This is a genomic window from Bradyrhizobium sp. 23AC, assembly GCF_054863025.1.
The window spans coordinates 38,013-53,990 of the sequence record NZ_JAVAYN010000026.1 but is presented as its reverse complement, the minus strand read 5'-3'; the positions used below and the strand labels follow the sequence as shown (position 1 = coordinate 53,990).

The following is a 15,978-nucleotide window of genomic DNA, read 5'->3' as shown; positions in this document are numbered from 1 at the left end:
ATTTGTTTTTGACGACCATCTGTCGCGGCAACGCTTGTGACCTAGCTGCGCGTCACCGTCGTCGAGGATGGCACCAGCACGGGCTTCGCGAGCGACGGAATCAGCCGCGCCCGCTCGCGCTTGGCGGGGATCGCGCGGTAGACCTGCTTGGTCGCCTCCACGATATGGACGCCGGCAAAGGGCAGCGACAGTGCCGCACCGGCGCGCTCCCACATCTGCGCCGATTTCAGCACCCAGCCGCCGGCGTAGGGCGGCATGAACAGCGCCTCGCCCCAGGCGGTCGGCGTGAACCAGGTCTGGCGCAGCAGATCGGTGATCTGCGAGCGCGAATAGGGCCGGCCGTGGCCGAATGGCGTGCTGTCAGTGCGGGTCCACACCCCGCGCCGGTTCGGGATCACCGCGATCACGCGCCCGGACGGCGACAGCACGCGCCAGACCTCGCGCAGCAGCGCGGCCGGATCGTCCGACATCTCCAGCGCGTGGACCAGCAGGATGCGGTCGACCGCGGCGTCGGGGAGCGGCAGCGAGAATTCGTCGACCAGCGAGGCCAGCGCCGGCCGTCCCGTCGGCCATTTCAGGACGCCCTGGGCCGCCGGCATGAAGGCGAGGCAGCGCTCGGCGTCTTCGCGGAACAACCCCAGATAGGGGGTGGGATAGCCGAGGCCGAGCACGCGGTGGCCCTCCGCCCTCGGCCAGCGTTCCCTGATGCCGCGATTGATCATTTGCCGCGCCACGATCCCGAGGCGGCGGGAATAGAACTCGCGGAGGTCGACGACGTCGATGGTCATGACGGCAATGTAACATGCGCGAGACCGCGGCCGCGCGCGGAATATTGCATTGCCTGCGCAACGTTAACGCCATATTTGTCTGGCGGGGCTGAGCCCGATGGAGATGACATGGCCGCCGAAATTCGTACTTTCACCTGTTTAAACGACAATTTCGGCTATCTGATCCACGATGTGGAAACCAAGGCGACGGCGTCGATCGACGCGCCTGAGGCCGGCCCCATCCTGGCGGCGCTGGAGCGCGAGGGCTGGCAGCTCACAGACATCCTGATCACCCATCATCACGGCGATCATGTCGGCGGGGTCGCCGAACTCAAGCAGAAATACAAATGCCGCGTCGTCGCGCCGCACGACAAGACCACGAAAATTGCGGACGTCGATCTGCGTGTTGCCAATGCCGACGTGATCAAGATCGGCAATTTGCTGGCGCGCGTCCTGGAGACGCCCGGCCACACGCTCGACCACATCTCCTACGTGTTCGACACCGAGAAGACGGTGTTCGCCGCCGACACGCTGTTCTCGATCGGCTGCGGCCGCGTGTTCGAGGGCACCTATCCGATGATGTGGGATTCGCTTCTGAAGCTGCGTGCCCTGCCCGACGACTTCAAGCTCTATTGCGGCCACGAATACACGGCCTCCAACGTCAAGTTCGCGCTCACCGTCGATCCCGACAATGCGGCGCTCCAGGCGCGCGCGGCGGAGGTGACGAGGCTCCGGGCCGAGAACAAGCCAACCATTCCCACGCTGCTTGGCGACGAGAAGCGGGCCAACGTGTTCCTGCGCGCCGATGAGCCACAGGTCGCGGCGAGGCTGCACATGAAGGGCGCGGATGCCGCCGCAGTGTTCGGCGAGCTGCGCGAGCGCAAAAACAAGTCCTGAAGAACAAGTCCCGACGGGAATCGATGCCGACTGCAGCCGAAATCATCGCGCGCCTCGAACTCCGTCCGCATCCCGAGGGCGGCCACTATCGCGAGACGTTTCGCGACCAGACCACGGACGCCAACGGGCGTTCGCGCTCGACCCTGATCTACTTCCTGCTGGCACGCGGCGAGCGTTCGCACTGGCATCGCGTCGATGCGGTCGAGACATGGCACTATTACGCCGGTAGTCCCTTGATGCTGCGCATCGCCCACGACGGCTGCTCGCAGCACCAGGTGCGGCTCGGCAGTGACCTTGCGAATGGAGACCGGCCGCAGGCGATCGTGCCGGCGCAGGCCTGGCAGTCCGCGGAGACGACGGGCGAGTGGACGCTGGTCGGCTGCACCGTAGCCCCGGCATTCGAATTCGCAGGCTTCGAGCTCGCACCACAGGGCTGGGAGCCGTAGGGTCAACTGTCATTTCGGGCATCGCATGCAGCATCGAGCCAGGAATGATCATCGTTTCCGCAGCACCATATCCTTCGCGGCGATCAAACCGCCGCCGGCAATCAGGATCGCAGCAATCGCGATGTTGGCGCTGGCTTTGGCAAAACCGGCGGCGATGAGGAAGCCGGTCGAGAGCAGCGGCGTCGCGTAGGAAGCGGCGCCGAGCACACGGATGTCGCCCCGCTTCATGCCGATGTCCCAGGCGTAGAACGCGGCACCGACGGGACCGATGCCGAGCGCGATCACCGAGAGCCATTGCAGCGTGGTCTCCGGCCAGACGGTGGTCTCGAGCAGGCCATGCATCAGCGCGGCAAGCACGGCGGTGGCCAGACAGAATCCGGCGACCGCATCGGTCGGCACGGCCTTGAGCCGGCGCGACAGCACCGAATAGGCCGCCCAGACGAACGCGGCGATGAAGGCCGCGGCCAATCCCGGCATCTGCCCCGCCGCGAAGCCGGAGGTGTTGCCGGCGAACAGCAGCACGGTGCCGACGAGGCCGAGCATCGCGCCAACGATGTGATGGAGGGCGAGCCGCTCGCCCGGCAGGAAGGACGAGAACAGCACGATCAGCAGCGGCCACAGATAATTCAGCAAGCCGGCTTCGGCTGGCGGCGCGAAGCGCAGCGCGAGGAAATACAGCGCGTGATAGCCGAACAGGCCGCCGACGCCGACAGCCCAGACGACCAGCGGCTGACGCAGGCTCTTCGCCGCCTCGCCGCGGCCGATCCAGGTGAGCAGGCCGACCAGGCCGCCGATCGCGAAGGTCATCGCGGCGAGCTGGAACGCCGGGATCGTTCCGGTCGCCACCGTCATCACCGACAGCAGCGACCACATCAGGATCGCGGTCAATCCGATCAGCGTGGCTGTGCGCGGGGTCATTGACGAAGGCTCTGAGGACAACGATGCCCGGCACGAGGCCGGGCATTGTCGTCTTCACTATCGCCTTGTCGCGCCTGAAGCTACAGGCTTTTGACCTGAAGGCTTGTCGTCCTATCAGGCCTGATATTGGCCGCCATTGATTGTCATCGTCGAGCCCGTGATGAAACCGGCCTCGTCGGCCGCCAGGAACACGACCGCCCGGGCGATCTCCTCGGGCTCGCCGAGCCGGCTGACCGGGATCTGCGGGATCACGTTCTTCTCCAGAACGTCCTTCGGCACCGCCTGCACCATTTCGGTGTTGATGTAGCCGGGGCAGATCGCATTGACGGTAATGCCGCCCTTGGCATTCTCCAGCGCGAGCGCCTTGGTGAAGCCGATGTCGCCGGCCTTCGCCGCGGAATAGTTGACCTGACCAAACTGCCCCTTCTGGCCGTTGATCGACGAGATCGAGATGATGCGGCCGAACTTGCGCGCACGCATGCCCTCGATGACCGGACGCGTCATGTTGAACAGCGAGCCGAGATTGGTGTTGATGACCGCGTTCCACTGCTCCAGCGTCATCTTGTGGAAGGCGGTGTCGCGGGTGATGCCGGCATTGTTGACGAGCACCTCGACCGGCCCGAGATCGGCCTCGACCTTTTTCACGCCCTCGGCGCAGGCATCGAAACTGCTGACGTCCCATTTGTAGACGGCGATGCCGGTCTCGGCCTTGAACTTCTCCGCCGCCGTATCGTTGCCGGCGTAGCTCGCCGCAACCTTGTATCCCGCCGCCTTCAGTGCCTTGCTGATCGCAGCACCGATGCCCCGCGTACCACCCGTGACCAATGCAACACGTGCCATGTCGTATTCCTTCCCTTGGACTCTTCGGACGTTTCTGAAGCGATTGTTTTTTAACGTTGGATTATGCGGTTGGTTTGACGGACATCAAGAACAAAACGCCCGGCGTTGAGCCGGGCGTTTGTATTTAGTCGAGGCCTGCAAGATTGCGAAGAATATTTGATTTGCAACCGCTGCCTTTTTAGTCGCGTGCAACGCACTCACTGACGTGTGCAGCGCACGCGCAAACTGCGCGTAAGCTGCATGTCAGCTATCTTCAGTCGCGCGCGATGCACATCGCGATGCCCATGCCGCCGCCGATGCACAGCGTGGCGAGGCCCTTCTTCGAATCGCGCTTCTGCATCTCGTGCAGCAGCGTCACCAGCACGCGTGCGCCGGACGCGCCGACCGGATGACCGATCGCGATCGCGCCGCCGTTGACGTTGACCTTGGAGGTATCCCAGCCGAGATCCTTGTTGACGGCGCAGGCTTGCGCCGCGAAGGCCTCGTTGGCCTCGATCAGGTCGAGATCGCCGACATTCCAGCCGGCCTTCTTCAGCGCGGCGCGCGAGGCCGGGATCGGGCCCGAACCCATGATTTTCGGATCGACGCCGGCCTGCGCCCAGGACACGATCCGCGCGAGCGGCTTCTTGCCTTCCTTGGCGGCCTGCTTGGCGGTCATCAGCACCACGGCGGCGGCGCCGTCATTGATGCCGGATGCCGAGCCCGCGGTGACCGTACCGTCCTTTTCAAAGGCGGGCTTGAGCTTGGCCATGCCGTCGAGCGTGGCGCCATGACGCGGATATTCGTCGGCGCTGACGACGATGTCGCCCTTGCGGGTCTTGATGGTGACGGGAACGATCTCGTCGTTGAACTTGCCGGCCTTCTGGGCCGCTTCGGCCTTCTGCTGCGAGGCGACCGCGAACTCGTCCTGCTGGGCGCGGGTGATCTGCCACTGCCGTGCGACGTTCTCGGCGGTGTTGCCCATGTGGTAGCCGTTGAAGGCATCCCACAGGCCGTCCTTGATCATGGTGTCGACGAACTCGACGGCACCCATCTTGACGCCGCCACGCAGATACTGGGCGTGCGGGGCCATGCTCATTGATTCCTGGCCACCGGCGACCACGATTTCGGAATCGCCGTTGAGCAGCGCCTGGTAGCCGAGCGCGACCGTGCGCAGGCCCGAGCCGCAAAGCTGGTTGACGCCCCAGGCCGGGCTCTCCACCGGAATTCCGGCGGCGATCGAGGCCTGGCGGGCCGGGTTCTGACCCTGGGCGGCGGTCAGGATCTGACCCATGATGACTTCCGAGACCCGGCCGGGCTCGATGCCACCGCGCTCCAGCGCGGCCTTGATGGCGATGGCGCCGAGATCGTGGGCGGGAAGGGTCGCGAACGCTCCGTTGAAGCTTCCGACCGGGGTGCGGGCGGCGCTGACGATGACGACATCGTCTGACATGGGCATCTCCTGAGGCTTGAGGTTCTTGAAAGGGGGCAGGCGGGGCTTTGAGAAAACGGCTCGCCAGTCTCGTCAGCCATCCTGTTAACGTCGTTGAGGCATGTCAATCGGCCGGCGACCGAATTCATGCCGCAGCGCATTCAAAATAGCGTTCTTGGCGCTTTCGCAAGCAAGATTTTGCTCTGCGATTAACCGTGCCGCACAAAACGGTAGCGTGAGCCCTTTGAAAATGCTTATTTTGTTGCGTTGCGTACTCTTCCCGCCCTGCGGCATAGCCCGCTGGGTTCCCGTTCTCCGTGCTTGCAAGTGAGAGCCCATGGCGAAATCAGACCAACCCACAACCATCAAGAAATACGCGAACCGCCGGCTCTATAACACCGGAACGAGTACCTACGTGACGCTGGAAGACCTCGCCGCGATGGTCAAGGATGGCGAAGATTTCCTGGTCTATGACGCCAAGACCGGCGACGACATCACCCGCTCCGTGCTCGCCCAGATCATCTTCGAGCAGGAGAACAAGGCCGGCCAGAACCTGCTCCCGACCACCTTCCTGCGCCAGCTCATCCGCTTCTACGGCGACAGCATGCAGATGGTGGTGCCGAAATATCTGGAGCAGTCGATCGCGACCCTGACCCAGGAGCAAGAGAAGTTCCGCAAGCAGATCGCCAACACCCTGTCCGGCACTCCTTTTGCTCCTCTGGAAGAACAAGTCCGCCGTAACATGGAGCTGTTCCAGCAGACATTCTCGATGTTCAAGCCGTTTGCTCCCAATGCGGGCCGCCCGGCGACCAGCGCGGAGCCGGAGCCCGACGCGAACGCCGAGGCGCCGAAGGACACCAACATCGACGATCTGCGCCAGCAGATGAAGGACATGCAGGAGCGCCTCGAGCGCATGTCGAAGAAGGACGAGTAGGACCTTTCGCGCCGACCGGCGCGTCCGCCCGCGGCGGGCGCGCGATTGGCAATTTCGCGCGCGCCTACCATTTCTTCCTCACCGGCTTTAGCCCCGTCATCCCCGCGCAACGGCGAAGCCGTTGTCGCTGGAGGCCTCCGCTCCGCTCCGGCGCCTCAGGATGACGGCTTGACACGCACGGAGCGCGCCATGTCCGATCGCACCATGCATTGGGACAACGTCTACGCCACCAAGGGCGAGGCCGAGGTCAGCTGGTTTCAGGACAGCCCGACGATCTCGCACGACATGATCCGCGCGGCCAATCCGGATCACGACGCGGCGATCATCGATATCGGCGGGGGCGCTTCGCGGCTGGTCGATGCTCTTCTTCAAGACGGATATCGCGATCTCACCGTGCTGGACCTCTCCGCCAACGCGCTCGACGTGGCGAAGACGCGAATCGGTCAGGCCTCTTCGGCGGTCGACTGGATCGTCGCCGACGCCACGACTTGGCGGCCGGCCAGGACTTACGATGTGTGGCACGACCGCGCGGCCTTTCACTTCCTGACCGAACCCCGCGACAGGGCGGCTTACGTCGAGCGCCTGCGATCCGCGATTGCGCCTGGCGGCCAGATCATCATCGCGACCTTTGCGCCCGATGGTCCGGAGAAATGCAGCGGCTTGCCGGTGCAACGCCATGACAGCGCCAGCCTTGCTGCGGAGCTCGGGCCGGATTTCGAGCTGGTCGAGACGCGCAGCGAGACGCATCATACGCCGTGGAATTCGACGCAGGCGTTTCAGTTCAGCCGGTTTAAGCGAAGCCCTTAGAAAGGGTGTCATGCCCCGGCTTGCCGTCTTCGCTGAGCTTCGCCGGCCGAGCGCTCTTGTGGGCCCGGCGCAGCCTAGCGGAGCCGGGACCGGGGCATCCAGTACGCCGCGGCTTATCGAGAAATCACAACTGGCTCTGGAATACTGGATCGCCCGATCAGGTCGGGCGATGACAGCGGAATCAATGGCAGCTACGCCGCCAACTTCACCGCATGCGCAAAGTCCCAATAGAGCTTACGCGCTTTGGCGTAGAACGGGCCCGGCTTCAGCTCGCGCTCGTCGATGCGGATCACCGGGGCGACCTTGGCGAAATTGCCGGTGGAGAAGATCTCGTCCGCAGCCAGGAAGTCGGCATAGCGCAGCGTCTTCTCGACCACGGTGACGCCGTCGCCGCGAAGCAGGGTGATGACGCGCTGGCGCGTGATGCCGTTGAGGAATGTGCCGTTCGGCACCGGCGTATAGACCACGCCGTCCTTGGCCATGAACACGTTGGAATTGCCGAACTCCGCGACGTTGCCGAGCATGTCGAGCATCAGCGCGTTCTGGAAGCCGCGCGAGGCGGCTTCCGCGAGCGCGCGCGAATTGTTGGGGTAGAGGCAGGCGGCCTTCGCCTCGACCGGAGCGCATTCGGCGGTCGGCCTGCGGAATGGCGACAGGGTGATGGCGTTGCCGACGGGTTTGGGCATCGGCGCCTCGTAGATGCACAGGCACCAATTGGTGGTCTCTGGGTCGAACAGCACGCCGCCGCCCGAGCCGTTCTGCGCCCAATACATCGGACGGACGTAGAGCTCGGCATTGGCCGCAAAGCGGGCAATGCCTTCGGTTGCGAGCGTGAGCCAGGTGCCGGCATCGACCACCGGCTTCAGGCCAAAATTGATCGCGGATTGATTGGCGCGGGCGACGTGACGATCGAGATCGGGCGCAACACCCTCGAACGCGCGTGCACCGTCGAACACGATCGAGCCGAGCCAGGCCGCATGCGTGCGCGGGCCCATGATCGGCACATTGCCGTCGTGCCATTTACCTTCGAAGAAGGTCCAGCTCGGCGAATATTCGATCGGCTTCCTGATCTCGGCCATATCAGGCCTCCCCTTGGCGTGCTGCCGCATTATAGCGCCACTATTGGACGCAACATCTAAATGATTCCCTGCGCGGAAGTGGTGGGCTACCCTCTCCTGCCACGGGAAGAAGGAGGCAGCATGTCGCTCGATCCGCTCGCAAAGCGCTTGTTGACCATGATGGCTGCGGCTGGGCCGCGGGCGAGGGGCTGGCCGAGCGTGGAGGCGCGGCGGCAATCGCTGGCGAAGCTGATGCAGTTCGCACGCACCGATGCGCCGGATGTGACGGCGCGCGACGGGATGCTGCCCGGCCGCGCCAGCGAACTGCCCTATCGGCTCTACACGCCCGCAAATGCCGATGAGCGTGCGCCGGGCTTCGTTTTCTTCCATGGCGGCGGCCTCGTCGCCGGCGGCATTGCCACGCATGATCGCATCGCGGCGGCGCTGGCGCATGCCACCGGCTGCCGCCTCGTCTCGGTCGACTACCGGCTCGCGCCGGAGCACAAATTCCCTGCCGCCGTCGATGACGCGATTGCCGCCACAGAATGGGTCGCGCGCGAGGCCGCATCGCTCGGCATCGATGCGGACCGTCTGGTCGTCGGCGGCGATTCCGCGGGTGCAACGCTCGCGGCGATCGTGTGCCAGGAAGCGGCGCAGACCGCGGGTCTCGCCATCGCTGCGCAATGCCTGATCTGCCCGGTGCTGGATTTCGAGGAAACCTCGCCCTCACGCGAGGCCTTTGCAGAGGGCCATCTGATCGACCGCGTCACGATCGAGGCCGATCTCTCCGACTATCTGCCTGACGGTATCGACACCGCCGACCCCCGCGTTTCTCCCTTGCGGGCAACACGGCTCACCGGTCTGCCGACCGCGATCATCCACACGGCCGAGTACGATCCGATGCGCGATGAAGGCAATGCCTATGCCCGCAAGCTGCTCGCCGCGGGCGTCGCCGTCGAGCATGTCTGCCACGACGGCATGGTTCACAATTTCCACGCCATGGGCGCGATCCTGCCGCAGGCGCAGCTGGTGCTATCGCAGATCGGCGAGCAGGTGCGGCGTGCGGTTGCGAGGTGAGAGCGCGAATCAGGCGCGCGCATCGATAACGGCCCTGGCTGCCACAACATAGTCGGGCCAATGCGCGTCCGCATAACGTTCGGCCTGCCGGGCGCAGGTGACGTCGGGCGCATGCGCCGCGGCGATCATGCGCGCGAAGCGCTCTTCGGCAACCGTGGTGTCATCGGGCACTGGCGCAGATGCGGCCGCGACAGCGGTCGGAGCGACGGCGAGCCCCGCCATTCCGGCGAGCAGGATGCGGCGTGACGTGGTCATGGCTGTCGTCCTCCATAGTCCGGCCTGCACTCTGGCCGGCGAAGCGTATCGGTGCAATCACGACAGGGTAGCCGCGCGCATCGATGCAGTCCATCGTTTGCGGATAGCGCTTGACCACGGGAGCGATCACGTTCCATCTAGCACACACGATTTCGCCACACAGTCCCCACGCGTCGGATTGTCACGTGTCCCATCACAGCCCATCGCATCATCAGGCTTTGCGCGCTATCGCGATGGGACTGGCCTGTCTGACGATATCGGCCAGCGACGCCTTCTCCACCGAAGCCGAGGAGGACGCACCGGCAAAGCCGGCGGTCCCAAACATCTACCTTGATCTGCGCACGACCTATGCGACGATTCCGGCGGGCACGCTCGGGCTCGGCTTCGGCAACACGTCACTGTCGGCCGCGCTCGTGGCCCTGGCGGTGCGCAGAGGCGCAACGCTGTCGAACGGCTTGCCGGCTGCGAAATCGATTGCCGTCGACCTGCCGCTGACCGTCGATGTCAACGACCGCGTCTCGCTTTACGGCGGCGTGTCGGGCTCGACGACCGACATCGGCGGCGGCTGGTCGACCTTCGACATCACGAGCTGGAACATCGGCGTGCAGGCCGACCTCTATCAGCAGAATGGCGGAACGATCCCGACCATCACGTTGCAATCGACCCTGACGCAGTCGGTGCCGAACGAGCAGGGCATGACCAATTCGTTCAACAACATCCTTGAATTCGACTACGCACTCGATGAGGACGAGACGCGGGGCTGGCTGGCCGGCATGCAATACACTTACACCACCATCGCCAGCCCGGTCGCCAGCATCCGGCCGAACACGATCCTCTATGCCGGCGGCTATTACCAATGGCCGAGCAACTGGAAGTTCACCGGGCGCCTCGGCATGCAGTCGTTCGGCGGCGCGCAGCTCGCGGGCCGGACCCTGGCGGAGCCCTTCACGCAGCCGTTCCTGCGGCTCGACCTCGATCGCATGGACGACAACGACAACCGCCTGTTCGGCATCACCGCGCAAATCGCCTGGATGCCGAAGCCGTCCTATCAGGTGACGTTGCGAACGCCGCTCTATGCGGTCCGCAACTGACTGGGATCATGGTGGATAGCAGGTAAACCGAATCTCCCGTTTTCCGGACATCGGTACAGCGGTCGGAATAGCCCGGCATTGACGATGAAGGACTTTCGCATTCGCGGCTAGCCGTCAGCGGCCCTCCCGGGCCATGGGCTGCTTGTTGGTCCTGCCGCCTGAGCGCCCATCCGGTTACCTCTCGGCAATATGCTTGCGACAGACTGGGCCGGAGTCACGCGAGAGGCCGCGAATGTCCCATTTGGTCCCGGAACGGACGTTGCTTGCTGGGAAGATCTTCTTCAATTTCGGCCAGTCCTCGATCGATTGCGTCGTGCGGCGGCTGACCGAGGAGGCGGCGACGCTCGAGATGGAGAGCGGCCTCGGGGTGCCCGAGCGCTTCCAGCTCAGGCTCGCGGGGCGCGAGATCCTGACCTGCCGCGTGATCTGGCGATCGGACCGTCAGGTCGGCGTCGCCTTCGAGCATCCGGGCAGCGTCGAGCGCCTGGCGGGCGAGGAACGGGGGCGCTCGTCGGAAGCGCTGATGCGCAGCCAGATGCTGGCGCTGCGTGCCGCGCTCGATCATGTGCCGACCGGCATCGTGTTGCTCGACTCCAGCCTCAGGGCGCGCCTGATCAACCGGTCATTTCGTCACATGTGGCGCCTGCCTGACGAGGTCGCCGACAGCAATCCATCCATCCTCACGCTGCTCCATCACGGTCGTGACACCGGCGCCTATGAGGTGCCCGACCCCGAGCTCGATGCCCTGGTGGCGGAACGCGTCCGTGTGATCGAGGCGGGCGATCCGACGCCGATCGATCTGCGCCGGACCAATGGCGATGTCGTGCGCGTACAGGTCACGCCCCTGCCCGATGGCGGACGCATGCTGACCTATACACCCGTCACCGACATCGTGCGCGCCTCGGACGAGCTGAAGCTGCTGCGGGACGCGCTGGAGAATGTTCAGGACGGGGTGCTGCTTCTCGACCCCGACCTGCACGCCACCTTCATGAACCGGCGCATGCGGCGCTTCTGGGAGGTCAGTGAAGCCGAGGCGGGGAGCCGGCCGGCCTATTCGTCGCTCGTGCGACGCCTGCACCGTGCCAGCGCGCCCAATCTTCCGACGAACGAGCTTGCGAGATTTCCGGCGCGGCGCGTCGCAGAGGTCATGGCCGGCGACCATGTGCGTGACCTGCAAACGCCGGACGGAAGGCGCATCAGGGCCCATTGCACCACGATGTCGAACGGCGGCCGCATGCTGACCTATGTCGACATCACCGACCTGACGGAAAAGGCTGCGATGCTGGAGACGCTGGCGACCACCGACCCGCTCACCGGCCTCTACAACCGCCGCCACTTCCTCGAGAACCTCGATGCGGAATGGAGTCGATTTCAGCGCTATTATCGCTCCGTCTCGGTGCTGATGCTCGACATCGACCACTTCAAGTCGGTCAACGATCGCTACGGCCATGCCGTAGGCGATGCCGCGATCAGGGCGGTTGCGGCAGCGTGCCTCGACGGCAAGCGCAAGTCGGACATCGTCGGCCGCATCGGCGGTGAGGAGTTCGCGGTGCTGCTGCCCGAGACCAGCTTGTCGCGCGCGAGGACTGTCGCCGATCGCATCCGCAAACGCGTGATGAGCGCGCAAATCGTCGCCGGCGAAATTCAGTTCGGCCTCACCGTGAGCGTCGGCATCGCCGAGGCCGCGGTCAGCATGTCCGGCATCGACGCGCTCATGGGCGCGGCCGATCATGCGCTCTACCAGGCCAAGGCCGAGGGCCGCAACCGCTGCATCGCCTTCGCGCCTCCGCCGCCAGCAAGCAAGGCGGCGGAGTGATCCAAGGACGCGACCTTTAGTCCGGTACCGGCACGTCGAACGTGTTGAGCGTGACCGAGACCATGCAATAGACGCCGACGAGATAGGACAGCTCGGCCGCGCCGTGCTCGCCGAACTCCTTCACCGCGGCGCGCCAGGTCAATTCCGGCAGCACGCCACCCCCGACCAGCGCGGACGCCACGTCATACGCGATGGCCTCCTGCCTGGTGAGATCCACCGGCCGCTGGCCGGCGACGATGGTCGCGAGCTTTTCGTCGGACAGGCCACGCTGCTCGGCAACCAGCACATGGGCATAGAGCTCGTAGCCGGAGCGGAAATGCGAGCCGGTGACGAGGATGGCGACCTCGCGCACCGGGGCCGGCAGCAGCGGATTTGACGCGATTGCCTTGACCAGCTCCCACACCGGCTTGCCGAAGCGCGGCTCGCGGACCCAGGGATTCCAGGGCCCGAGCAGCGCGCCGTCATCGCGCATGTTCACAAAGCCCTTGAAGTGGTCCTTGATGCCGGCTCGCATGTCGTCATAGAGCGGCTTCTGCTCGTCGGTCAGATCCTTGGGATCGAGAATGGGAAGGCGCACGGCGGAGACCTCCTCGTTGAGAAGGGGTGAGGCTTGCCCGCAGCTGCACGCAACGCAAGTGAAGTTGCCGTGACATCGCACGCCAGGCGGGCGTTCCGACAAATTCGACTATGTTGCCTCGGGGCTTCGTGCGCTCTGGGGATTTGCGAAATCGTCGACGGTGAGCGTCAGCGGCTCACCTGTCGCGAGAAACGACGACAAATTGGCCTCGAACGGCGCCGGATCGAGCCCGCGCGCCTTCAGCCATTCGGGCTCGTAATAGGTCTGCCGATAGCGCTCGCCGGAATCGCAGATCAGCGTCACCAGCGATCCCGTCGCGTTCGCCTGCCGCATCTCCGAGGCAAGCCGGCACAGCGCCAGGAAATTGGTGCCCGTGGAGCCGCCCACCGGGCGACGCAGCCGGCGCGACAACACGTTCATCGCCGCGATCGTGGCCGCATCCGGGATCTTCATCATGCGGTCGACCACACCAGGCACGAAGGAGGGCTCGCATCGCGGACGGCCGACGCCCTCGATCAGCGACGGGCGGTCGCAAACACGGGAGCGGTCCTGTGAGCGGAAGCAATCGAAGAAGGCGGAATGCTCGACATCGGCGACGCACAGCCGCGTCGGATATTGGCGGTAGCGCAGATAGCGCCCGATGGTGGCCGAGGTGCCGCCGGTGCCCGCGCCCATCACGATCCAATCCGGCAACGGCCGCGGCTCGCCCTGCAATTGCGTGAAGATCGATTCGGCGATGTTGTTGTTGCCGCGCCAGTCCGTTGCACGCTCGGCGAAGGTGAACTGGTCCATGTAGTGGCCGTTCAGGCGCGCGGCGAGCGCGGCGGCCTCCGCATAGAGCGCGCGGCCGTCGTCGATCAGGTGGCAATTGCCGCCATAATGCTCGATCGCGGCGATCTTCTCGGCCGAGGTCGTGCGCGGCATCACGGCGTAGAAAGGCACGCCGATCATCTGCGCGAAATAGGCCTCCGAGACCGCCGTCGATCCCGACGACGCCTCGACGACCGGCGTGCCTTCACGGATGTGGCCATTGCAGAGCGCGTAGAGGAACAGCGAGCGCGCCAGCCGGTGCTTCAGGCTGCCGGTCGGATGGGTGGACTCATCTTTAAGATAGATGTCGATGCCTGATAGCGCCGGCACGATCAGCCGGATCAGATGCGTGTCGGCGGTGCGACACTGGTCGGCCTCGATCGCGGCCACGGCCTCGTCGACCCAGCCGCGCCGATAGGCCGGCCCGGCCGGATTGTGCTGGCGGAAGGGAAATGTATGCATCGAGCGAATCTCTCACGACACGCGTTGCGCATCAAGGGCGCGCTCAAAACTCCAGCGGCGCGTTGTCGACGACCTCCTTCATCACGAAGAAGGTGCGGGTCTGGCGCACGCCGGGCAGCGCGATCAGCTGCTCGCCGTGGATGCGGTTGAAATCCTCCATGTCGCCGACGCGGATCTTGAGGAAATAGTCGAAGTCACCGGCGACGAGGTGGCAGTCGAGCACGAATTTCAGCCTGGCGATCGCCTGCTCGAAGATGGCAAAGCTCTCCGGCGTTGAGCGGTCGAGCACGACGCCGACCATCACCAGCGTGCCCTTGGCCACCTTCTTCGGCGCGACCATGGCGCGGACAGTGGGGATGAACCCGTCCTCGAACAGGCGCTGGGTGCGGCGATGGCACGTGGCGGGGCTGATCGCGACTGATACGGCCAGCTCGGCATTGCTGAGCCGACCATTATTCTGCAGCAATCTCAATATCTTAAGGTCGGTGCGGTCGAGCCGGGCAGACATGAAAGAAGCTTCCATGAAAAGGTGATATTCTGGAAGGAATATTAGCAACTTGCGCTATTCCCGCAAGAAGTTGCGCAATATTGGCGCAAAATTCGAGAGCACCTTTTTCCGACGCGATGCTAGGCAGCTGCCAACACCAACGCCAATCGGGATGACCCATGAAGCTGGATAAATTTCCGCGCTATCCTTTGACCTTCGGCCCGACGCCCATCGAGAAGCTGGAGCGGCTGTCAAAACATCTCGGCGGCAATGTCGAGGTCTATGCCAAGCGCGAGGACTGCAATTCGGGCCTCGCCTATGGCGGCAACAAGCTGCGCAAGCTCGAATACATCATCCCCGACGCGATCGCCTCCAACGCTGACACGCTGGTCTCGATCGGCGGCGTGCAGTCGAACCACACCCGCATGATCGCCGCCGTCGCGGCCAAGATCGGCATGAAGTGCCGCCTGGTGCAGGAAGCCTGGGTGCCGCACGAGGACGCGGTCTACGACCGTGTCGGCAACATCATGCTCTCGCGCATCATGGGCGCCGACGTGCGCCTGGTCGACGACGGTTTCGACATCGGCATCCGCAAGAGCTGGGAGCAGGCGATCGACGAGGTGAAGGCCGCGGGCGGCAAGCCCTATGCGATTCCTGCCGGCGCCTCGGTGCACAAGTTCGGCGGCCTCGGCTATGTCGGCTTCGCCGAAGAGGTGCGCAAGCAGGAGAAGGAGCTCGGTTTCAAGTTCGACTACATCGTCGTCTGCACCGTCACCGGCTCGACCCATGCCGGCATGCTGGTCGGCTTCGCCGCCGACGGCCGCGCGCGAAAAGTGATCGGCATCGATGCGTCCTTCACGCCGGCGCAGACGAAATCGCAGGTGCTCGAGATCGCGCAGAACACGGCAAAACTCGTCGAGCTCGGCAAGGAGCTCGTCGCTGACGACGTCGTGCTGATCGAGGACTACGCCTATCCCGCCTACGGCGTGCCATCGGAAGAAACCAAGGAAGCGATCCGCCTCACCGCGCGTCTCGAAGGCATGATCACCGACCCCGTCTACGAGGGCAAGTCGATGCAGGGCCTGATCGACCTCGCGCAGAAGGGCTATTTCGAGAAGGGCGCGAAGATCCTGTACGCGCATCTCGGCGGCGCGCCCGCGCTGAACGGGTACGCTTACGCGTTCCGGAATGGGTGAGGCAGTAGGCTCCCGCCTCCCCTGCGCTGTCGTCCCCGCGAACGCGGGGACCCATACGCCGCAGCAATGGTTTTGCGAAGACTCGTAGTTGCCAGCGCGTCGCAGCAACTTCTCCCTGTAGTTATGGAT

General features: G+C 64.7%; 17 protein-coding genes. 8 read left to right on the top strand and 9 right to left on the bottom strand.

All coding sequences use genetic code 11. The features are described from left to right. Positions 1-41: 41 nt before the first annotated feature. Positions 42-788 carry a methyltransferase domain-containing protein gene (locus tag RAD10_RS37030; protein WP_038972812.1) on the bottom strand — a complete coding sequence of 249 codons (747 nt, stop codon included), beginning with the start codon at positions 786-788 and terminating at the stop codon, positions 42-44. 108 nt (positions 789-896) lie between these two features. Here RAD10_RS37030 and gloB point away from each other — a divergent pair, with 108 nt between their 5' ends. Beyond that, entirely contained in the window at positions 897-1,664 is a 768-nt protein-coding gene (gene gloB / locus RAD10_RS37025) for a hydroxyacylglutathione hydrolase (RefSeq protein WP_461621320.1), read from the top strand. A gap of 23 nt (positions 1,665-1,687) precedes the next feature. Next, positions 1,688-2,110, top strand: a complete 423-nt coding sequence (locus RAD10_RS37020; protein ID WP_104465135.1) for a cupin domain-containing protein — start codon at positions 1,688-1,690, stop codon at positions 2,108-2,110. Between the two features lie 48 nt (positions 2,111-2,158). Here the strand turns inward: RAD10_RS37020 and yddG are convergent, their stop codons facing one another. The 3 genes from yddG to RAD10_RS37005 form a co-directional block, all read right to left on the bottom strand. After that, positions 2,159-3,028, bottom strand: a complete 870-nt coding sequence (gene yddG / locus RAD10_RS37015) for an aromatic amino acid exporter YddG (protein ID WP_461621319.1) — start codon at positions 3,026-3,028, stop codon at positions 2,159-2,161. Between the two features lie 114 nt (positions 3,029-3,142). Continuing rightward, positions 3,143-3,868 (bottom strand): acetoacetyl-CoA reductase, encoded by a 726-nt coding sequence (gene phbB / locus RAD10_RS37010; protein ID WP_461621318.1) that lies wholly within the window; start codon positions 3,866-3,868, stop codon positions 3,143-3,145. A gap of 253 nt (positions 3,869-4,121) precedes the next feature. Further along, positions 4,122-5,300 (bottom strand): acetyl-CoA C-acetyltransferase, encoded by a 1,179-nt coding sequence (locus tag RAD10_RS37005; protein WP_091966056.1) that lies wholly within the window; start codon positions 5,298-5,300, stop codon positions 4,122-4,124. A 316-nt stretch (positions 5,301-5,616) separates the two neighbouring features. On the opposite strand from RAD10_RS37005, the gene phaR reads away from it, so the two are divergent. Together phaR and RAD10_RS36995 are read left to right on the top strand one after the other, a co-directional pair. Continuing rightward, positions 5,617-6,213, top strand: coding sequence for a polyhydroxyalkanoate synthesis repressor PhaR (gene phaR / locus RAD10_RS37000; RefSeq protein WP_461621317.1), 597 nt, complete (start codon positions 5,617-5,619; stop codon positions 6,211-6,213). A 189-nt stretch (positions 6,214-6,402) separates the two neighbouring features. Further along, positions 6,403-7,020 carry a class I SAM-dependent methyltransferase gene (locus RAD10_RS36995; protein WP_461621316.1) on the top strand — a complete coding sequence of 206 codons (618 nt, stop codon included), beginning with the start codon at positions 6,403-6,405 and terminating at the stop codon, positions 7,018-7,020. Between the two features lie 191 nt (positions 7,021-7,211). On the opposite strand, the gene RAD10_RS36990 is transcribed toward RAD10_RS36995, so the two are convergent. After that, positions 7,212-8,099, bottom strand: a complete 888-nt coding sequence (locus RAD10_RS36990; RefSeq protein ID WP_461621315.1) for a branched-chain amino acid aminotransferase — start codon at positions 8,097-8,099, stop codon at positions 7,212-7,214. A 120-nt stretch (positions 8,100-8,219) separates the two neighbouring features. On the opposite strand from RAD10_RS36990, the gene RAD10_RS36985 reads away from it, so the two are divergent. After that, positions 8,220-9,155 (top strand): alpha/beta hydrolase, encoded by a 936-nt coding sequence (locus tag RAD10_RS36985; protein ID WP_461621314.1) that lies wholly within the window; start codon positions 8,220-8,222, stop codon positions 9,153-9,155. Positions 9,156-9,164: 9 nt separating this feature from the next. Here the strand turns inward: RAD10_RS36985 and RAD10_RS36980 are convergent, their stop codons facing one another. Beyond that, the gene (locus tag RAD10_RS36980) at positions 9,165-9,410 is read right to left on the bottom strand and encodes a hypothetical protein (RefSeq protein WP_091966051.1); all 246 of its coding nucleotides are present in this window, start codon (positions 9,408-9,410) and stop codon (positions 9,165-9,167) included. Between the two features lie 218 nt (positions 9,411-9,628). Here RAD10_RS36980 and RAD10_RS36975 point away from each other — a divergent pair, with 218 nt between their 5' ends. After that, complete coding sequence (locus RAD10_RS36975) at positions 9,629-10,501, top strand: hypothetical protein (protein WP_461621346.1); 873 nt, start codon at positions 9,629-9,631, stop codon at positions 10,499-10,501. Positions 10,502-10,733: 232 nt separating this feature from the next. Further along, positions 10,734-12,317 carry a sensor domain-containing diguanylate cyclase gene (locus RAD10_RS36970; protein WP_461621313.1) on the top strand — a complete coding sequence of 528 codons (1,584 nt, stop codon included), beginning with the start codon at positions 10,734-10,736 and terminating at the stop codon, positions 12,315-12,317. Between the two features lie 16 nt (positions 12,318-12,333). Here the strand turns inward: RAD10_RS36970 and RAD10_RS36965 are convergent, their stop codons facing one another. The 3 genes from RAD10_RS36965 to RAD10_RS36955 all read right to left on the bottom strand — a co-directional run bounded on the left by RAD10_RS36965 (position 12,334) and on the right by RAD10_RS36955 (position 14,674). Further along, positions 12,334-12,894, bottom strand: a complete 561-nt coding sequence (locus tag RAD10_RS36965; protein WP_461621312.1) for a carboxymuconolactone decarboxylase family protein — start codon at positions 12,892-12,894, stop codon at positions 12,334-12,336. 108 nt (positions 12,895-13,002) lie between these two features. Next, on the bottom strand, positions 13,003-14,166 hold the full coding sequence (locus RAD10_RS36960) for a PLP-dependent cysteine synthase family protein (RefSeq protein ID WP_461621311.1): 1,164 nt from the start codon (positions 14,164-14,166) through the stop codon (positions 13,003-13,005). Positions 14,167-14,209: 43 nt separating this feature from the next. Then, positions 14,210-14,674: an Lrp/AsnC family transcriptional regulator gene (locus RAD10_RS36955; protein WP_461621310.1), complete on the bottom strand. Its 465-nt coding sequence runs from the start codon at positions 14,672-14,674 to the stop codon at positions 14,210-14,212. A gap of 158 nt (positions 14,675-14,832) precedes the next feature. Between RAD10_RS36955 and RAD10_RS36950 the strand changes: the two genes are divergently transcribed. Beyond that, entirely contained in the window at positions 14,833-15,849 is a 1,017-nt protein-coding gene (locus RAD10_RS36950) for a 1-aminocyclopropane-1-carboxylate deaminase (protein ID WP_461621309.1), read from the top strand. The last annotated feature ends 129 nt before the right edge of the window (positions 15,850-15,978 follow it).

Coding starts and splice junctions, on each gene's coding strand:
- RAD10_RS36950 (WP_461621309.1), top strand. CDS start 14,833: ATGAAGCTGGATAAATTTCCGCGCTATCCTTTGACCTTCGGCCCGACG.
- RAD10_RS37020 (WP_104465135.1), top strand. CDS start 1,688: ATGCCGACTGCAGCCGAAATCATCGCGCGCCTCGAACTCCGTCCGCAT.
- yddG (WP_461621319.1), bottom strand. CDS start 3,028: ATGACCCCGCGCACAGCCACGCTGATCGGATTGACCGCGATCCTGATG.
- RAD10_RS37005 (WP_091966056.1), bottom strand. CDS start 5,300: ATGTCAGACGATGTCGTCATCGTCAGCGCCGCCCGCACCCCGGTCGGA.
- RAD10_RS36990 (WP_461621315.1), bottom strand. CDS start 8,099: ATGGCCGAGATCAGGAAGCCGATCGAATATTCGCCGAGCTGGACCTTC.
- RAD10_RS36980 (WP_091966051.1), bottom strand. CDS start 9,410: ATGACCACGTCACGCCGCATCCTGCTCGCCGGAATGGCGGGGCTCGCC.
- phbB (WP_461621318.1), bottom strand. CDS start 3,868: ATGGCACGTGTTGCATTGGTCACGGGTGGTACGCGGGGCATCGGTGCT.
- gloB (WP_461621320.1), top strand. CDS start 897: ATGGCCGCCGAAATTCGTACTTTCACCTGTTTAAACGACAATTTCGGC.
- RAD10_RS36955 (WP_461621310.1), bottom strand. CDS start 14,674: ATGTCTGCCCGGCTCGACCGCACCGACCTTAAGATATTGAGATTGCTG.
- RAD10_RS36995 (WP_461621316.1), top strand. CDS start 6,403: ATGTCCGATCGCACCATGCATTGGGACAACGTCTACGCCACCAAGGGC.
- RAD10_RS36960 (WP_461621311.1), bottom strand. CDS start 14,166: ATGCATACATTTCCCTTCCGCCAGCACAATCCGGCCGGGCCGGCCTAT.
- RAD10_RS36985 (WP_461621314.1), top strand. CDS start 8,220: ATGTCGCTCGATCCGCTCGCAAAGCGCTTGTTGACCATGATGGCTGCG.
- phaR (WP_461621317.1), top strand. CDS start 5,617: ATGGCGAAATCAGACCAACCCACAACCATCAAGAAATACGCGAACCGC.
- RAD10_RS36970 (WP_461621313.1), top strand. CDS start 10,734: ATGTCCCATTTGGTCCCGGAACGGACGTTGCTTGCTGGGAAGATCTTC.
- RAD10_RS37030 (WP_038972812.1), bottom strand. CDS start 788: ATGACCATCGACGTCGTCGACCTCCGCGAGTTCTATTCCCGCCGCCTC.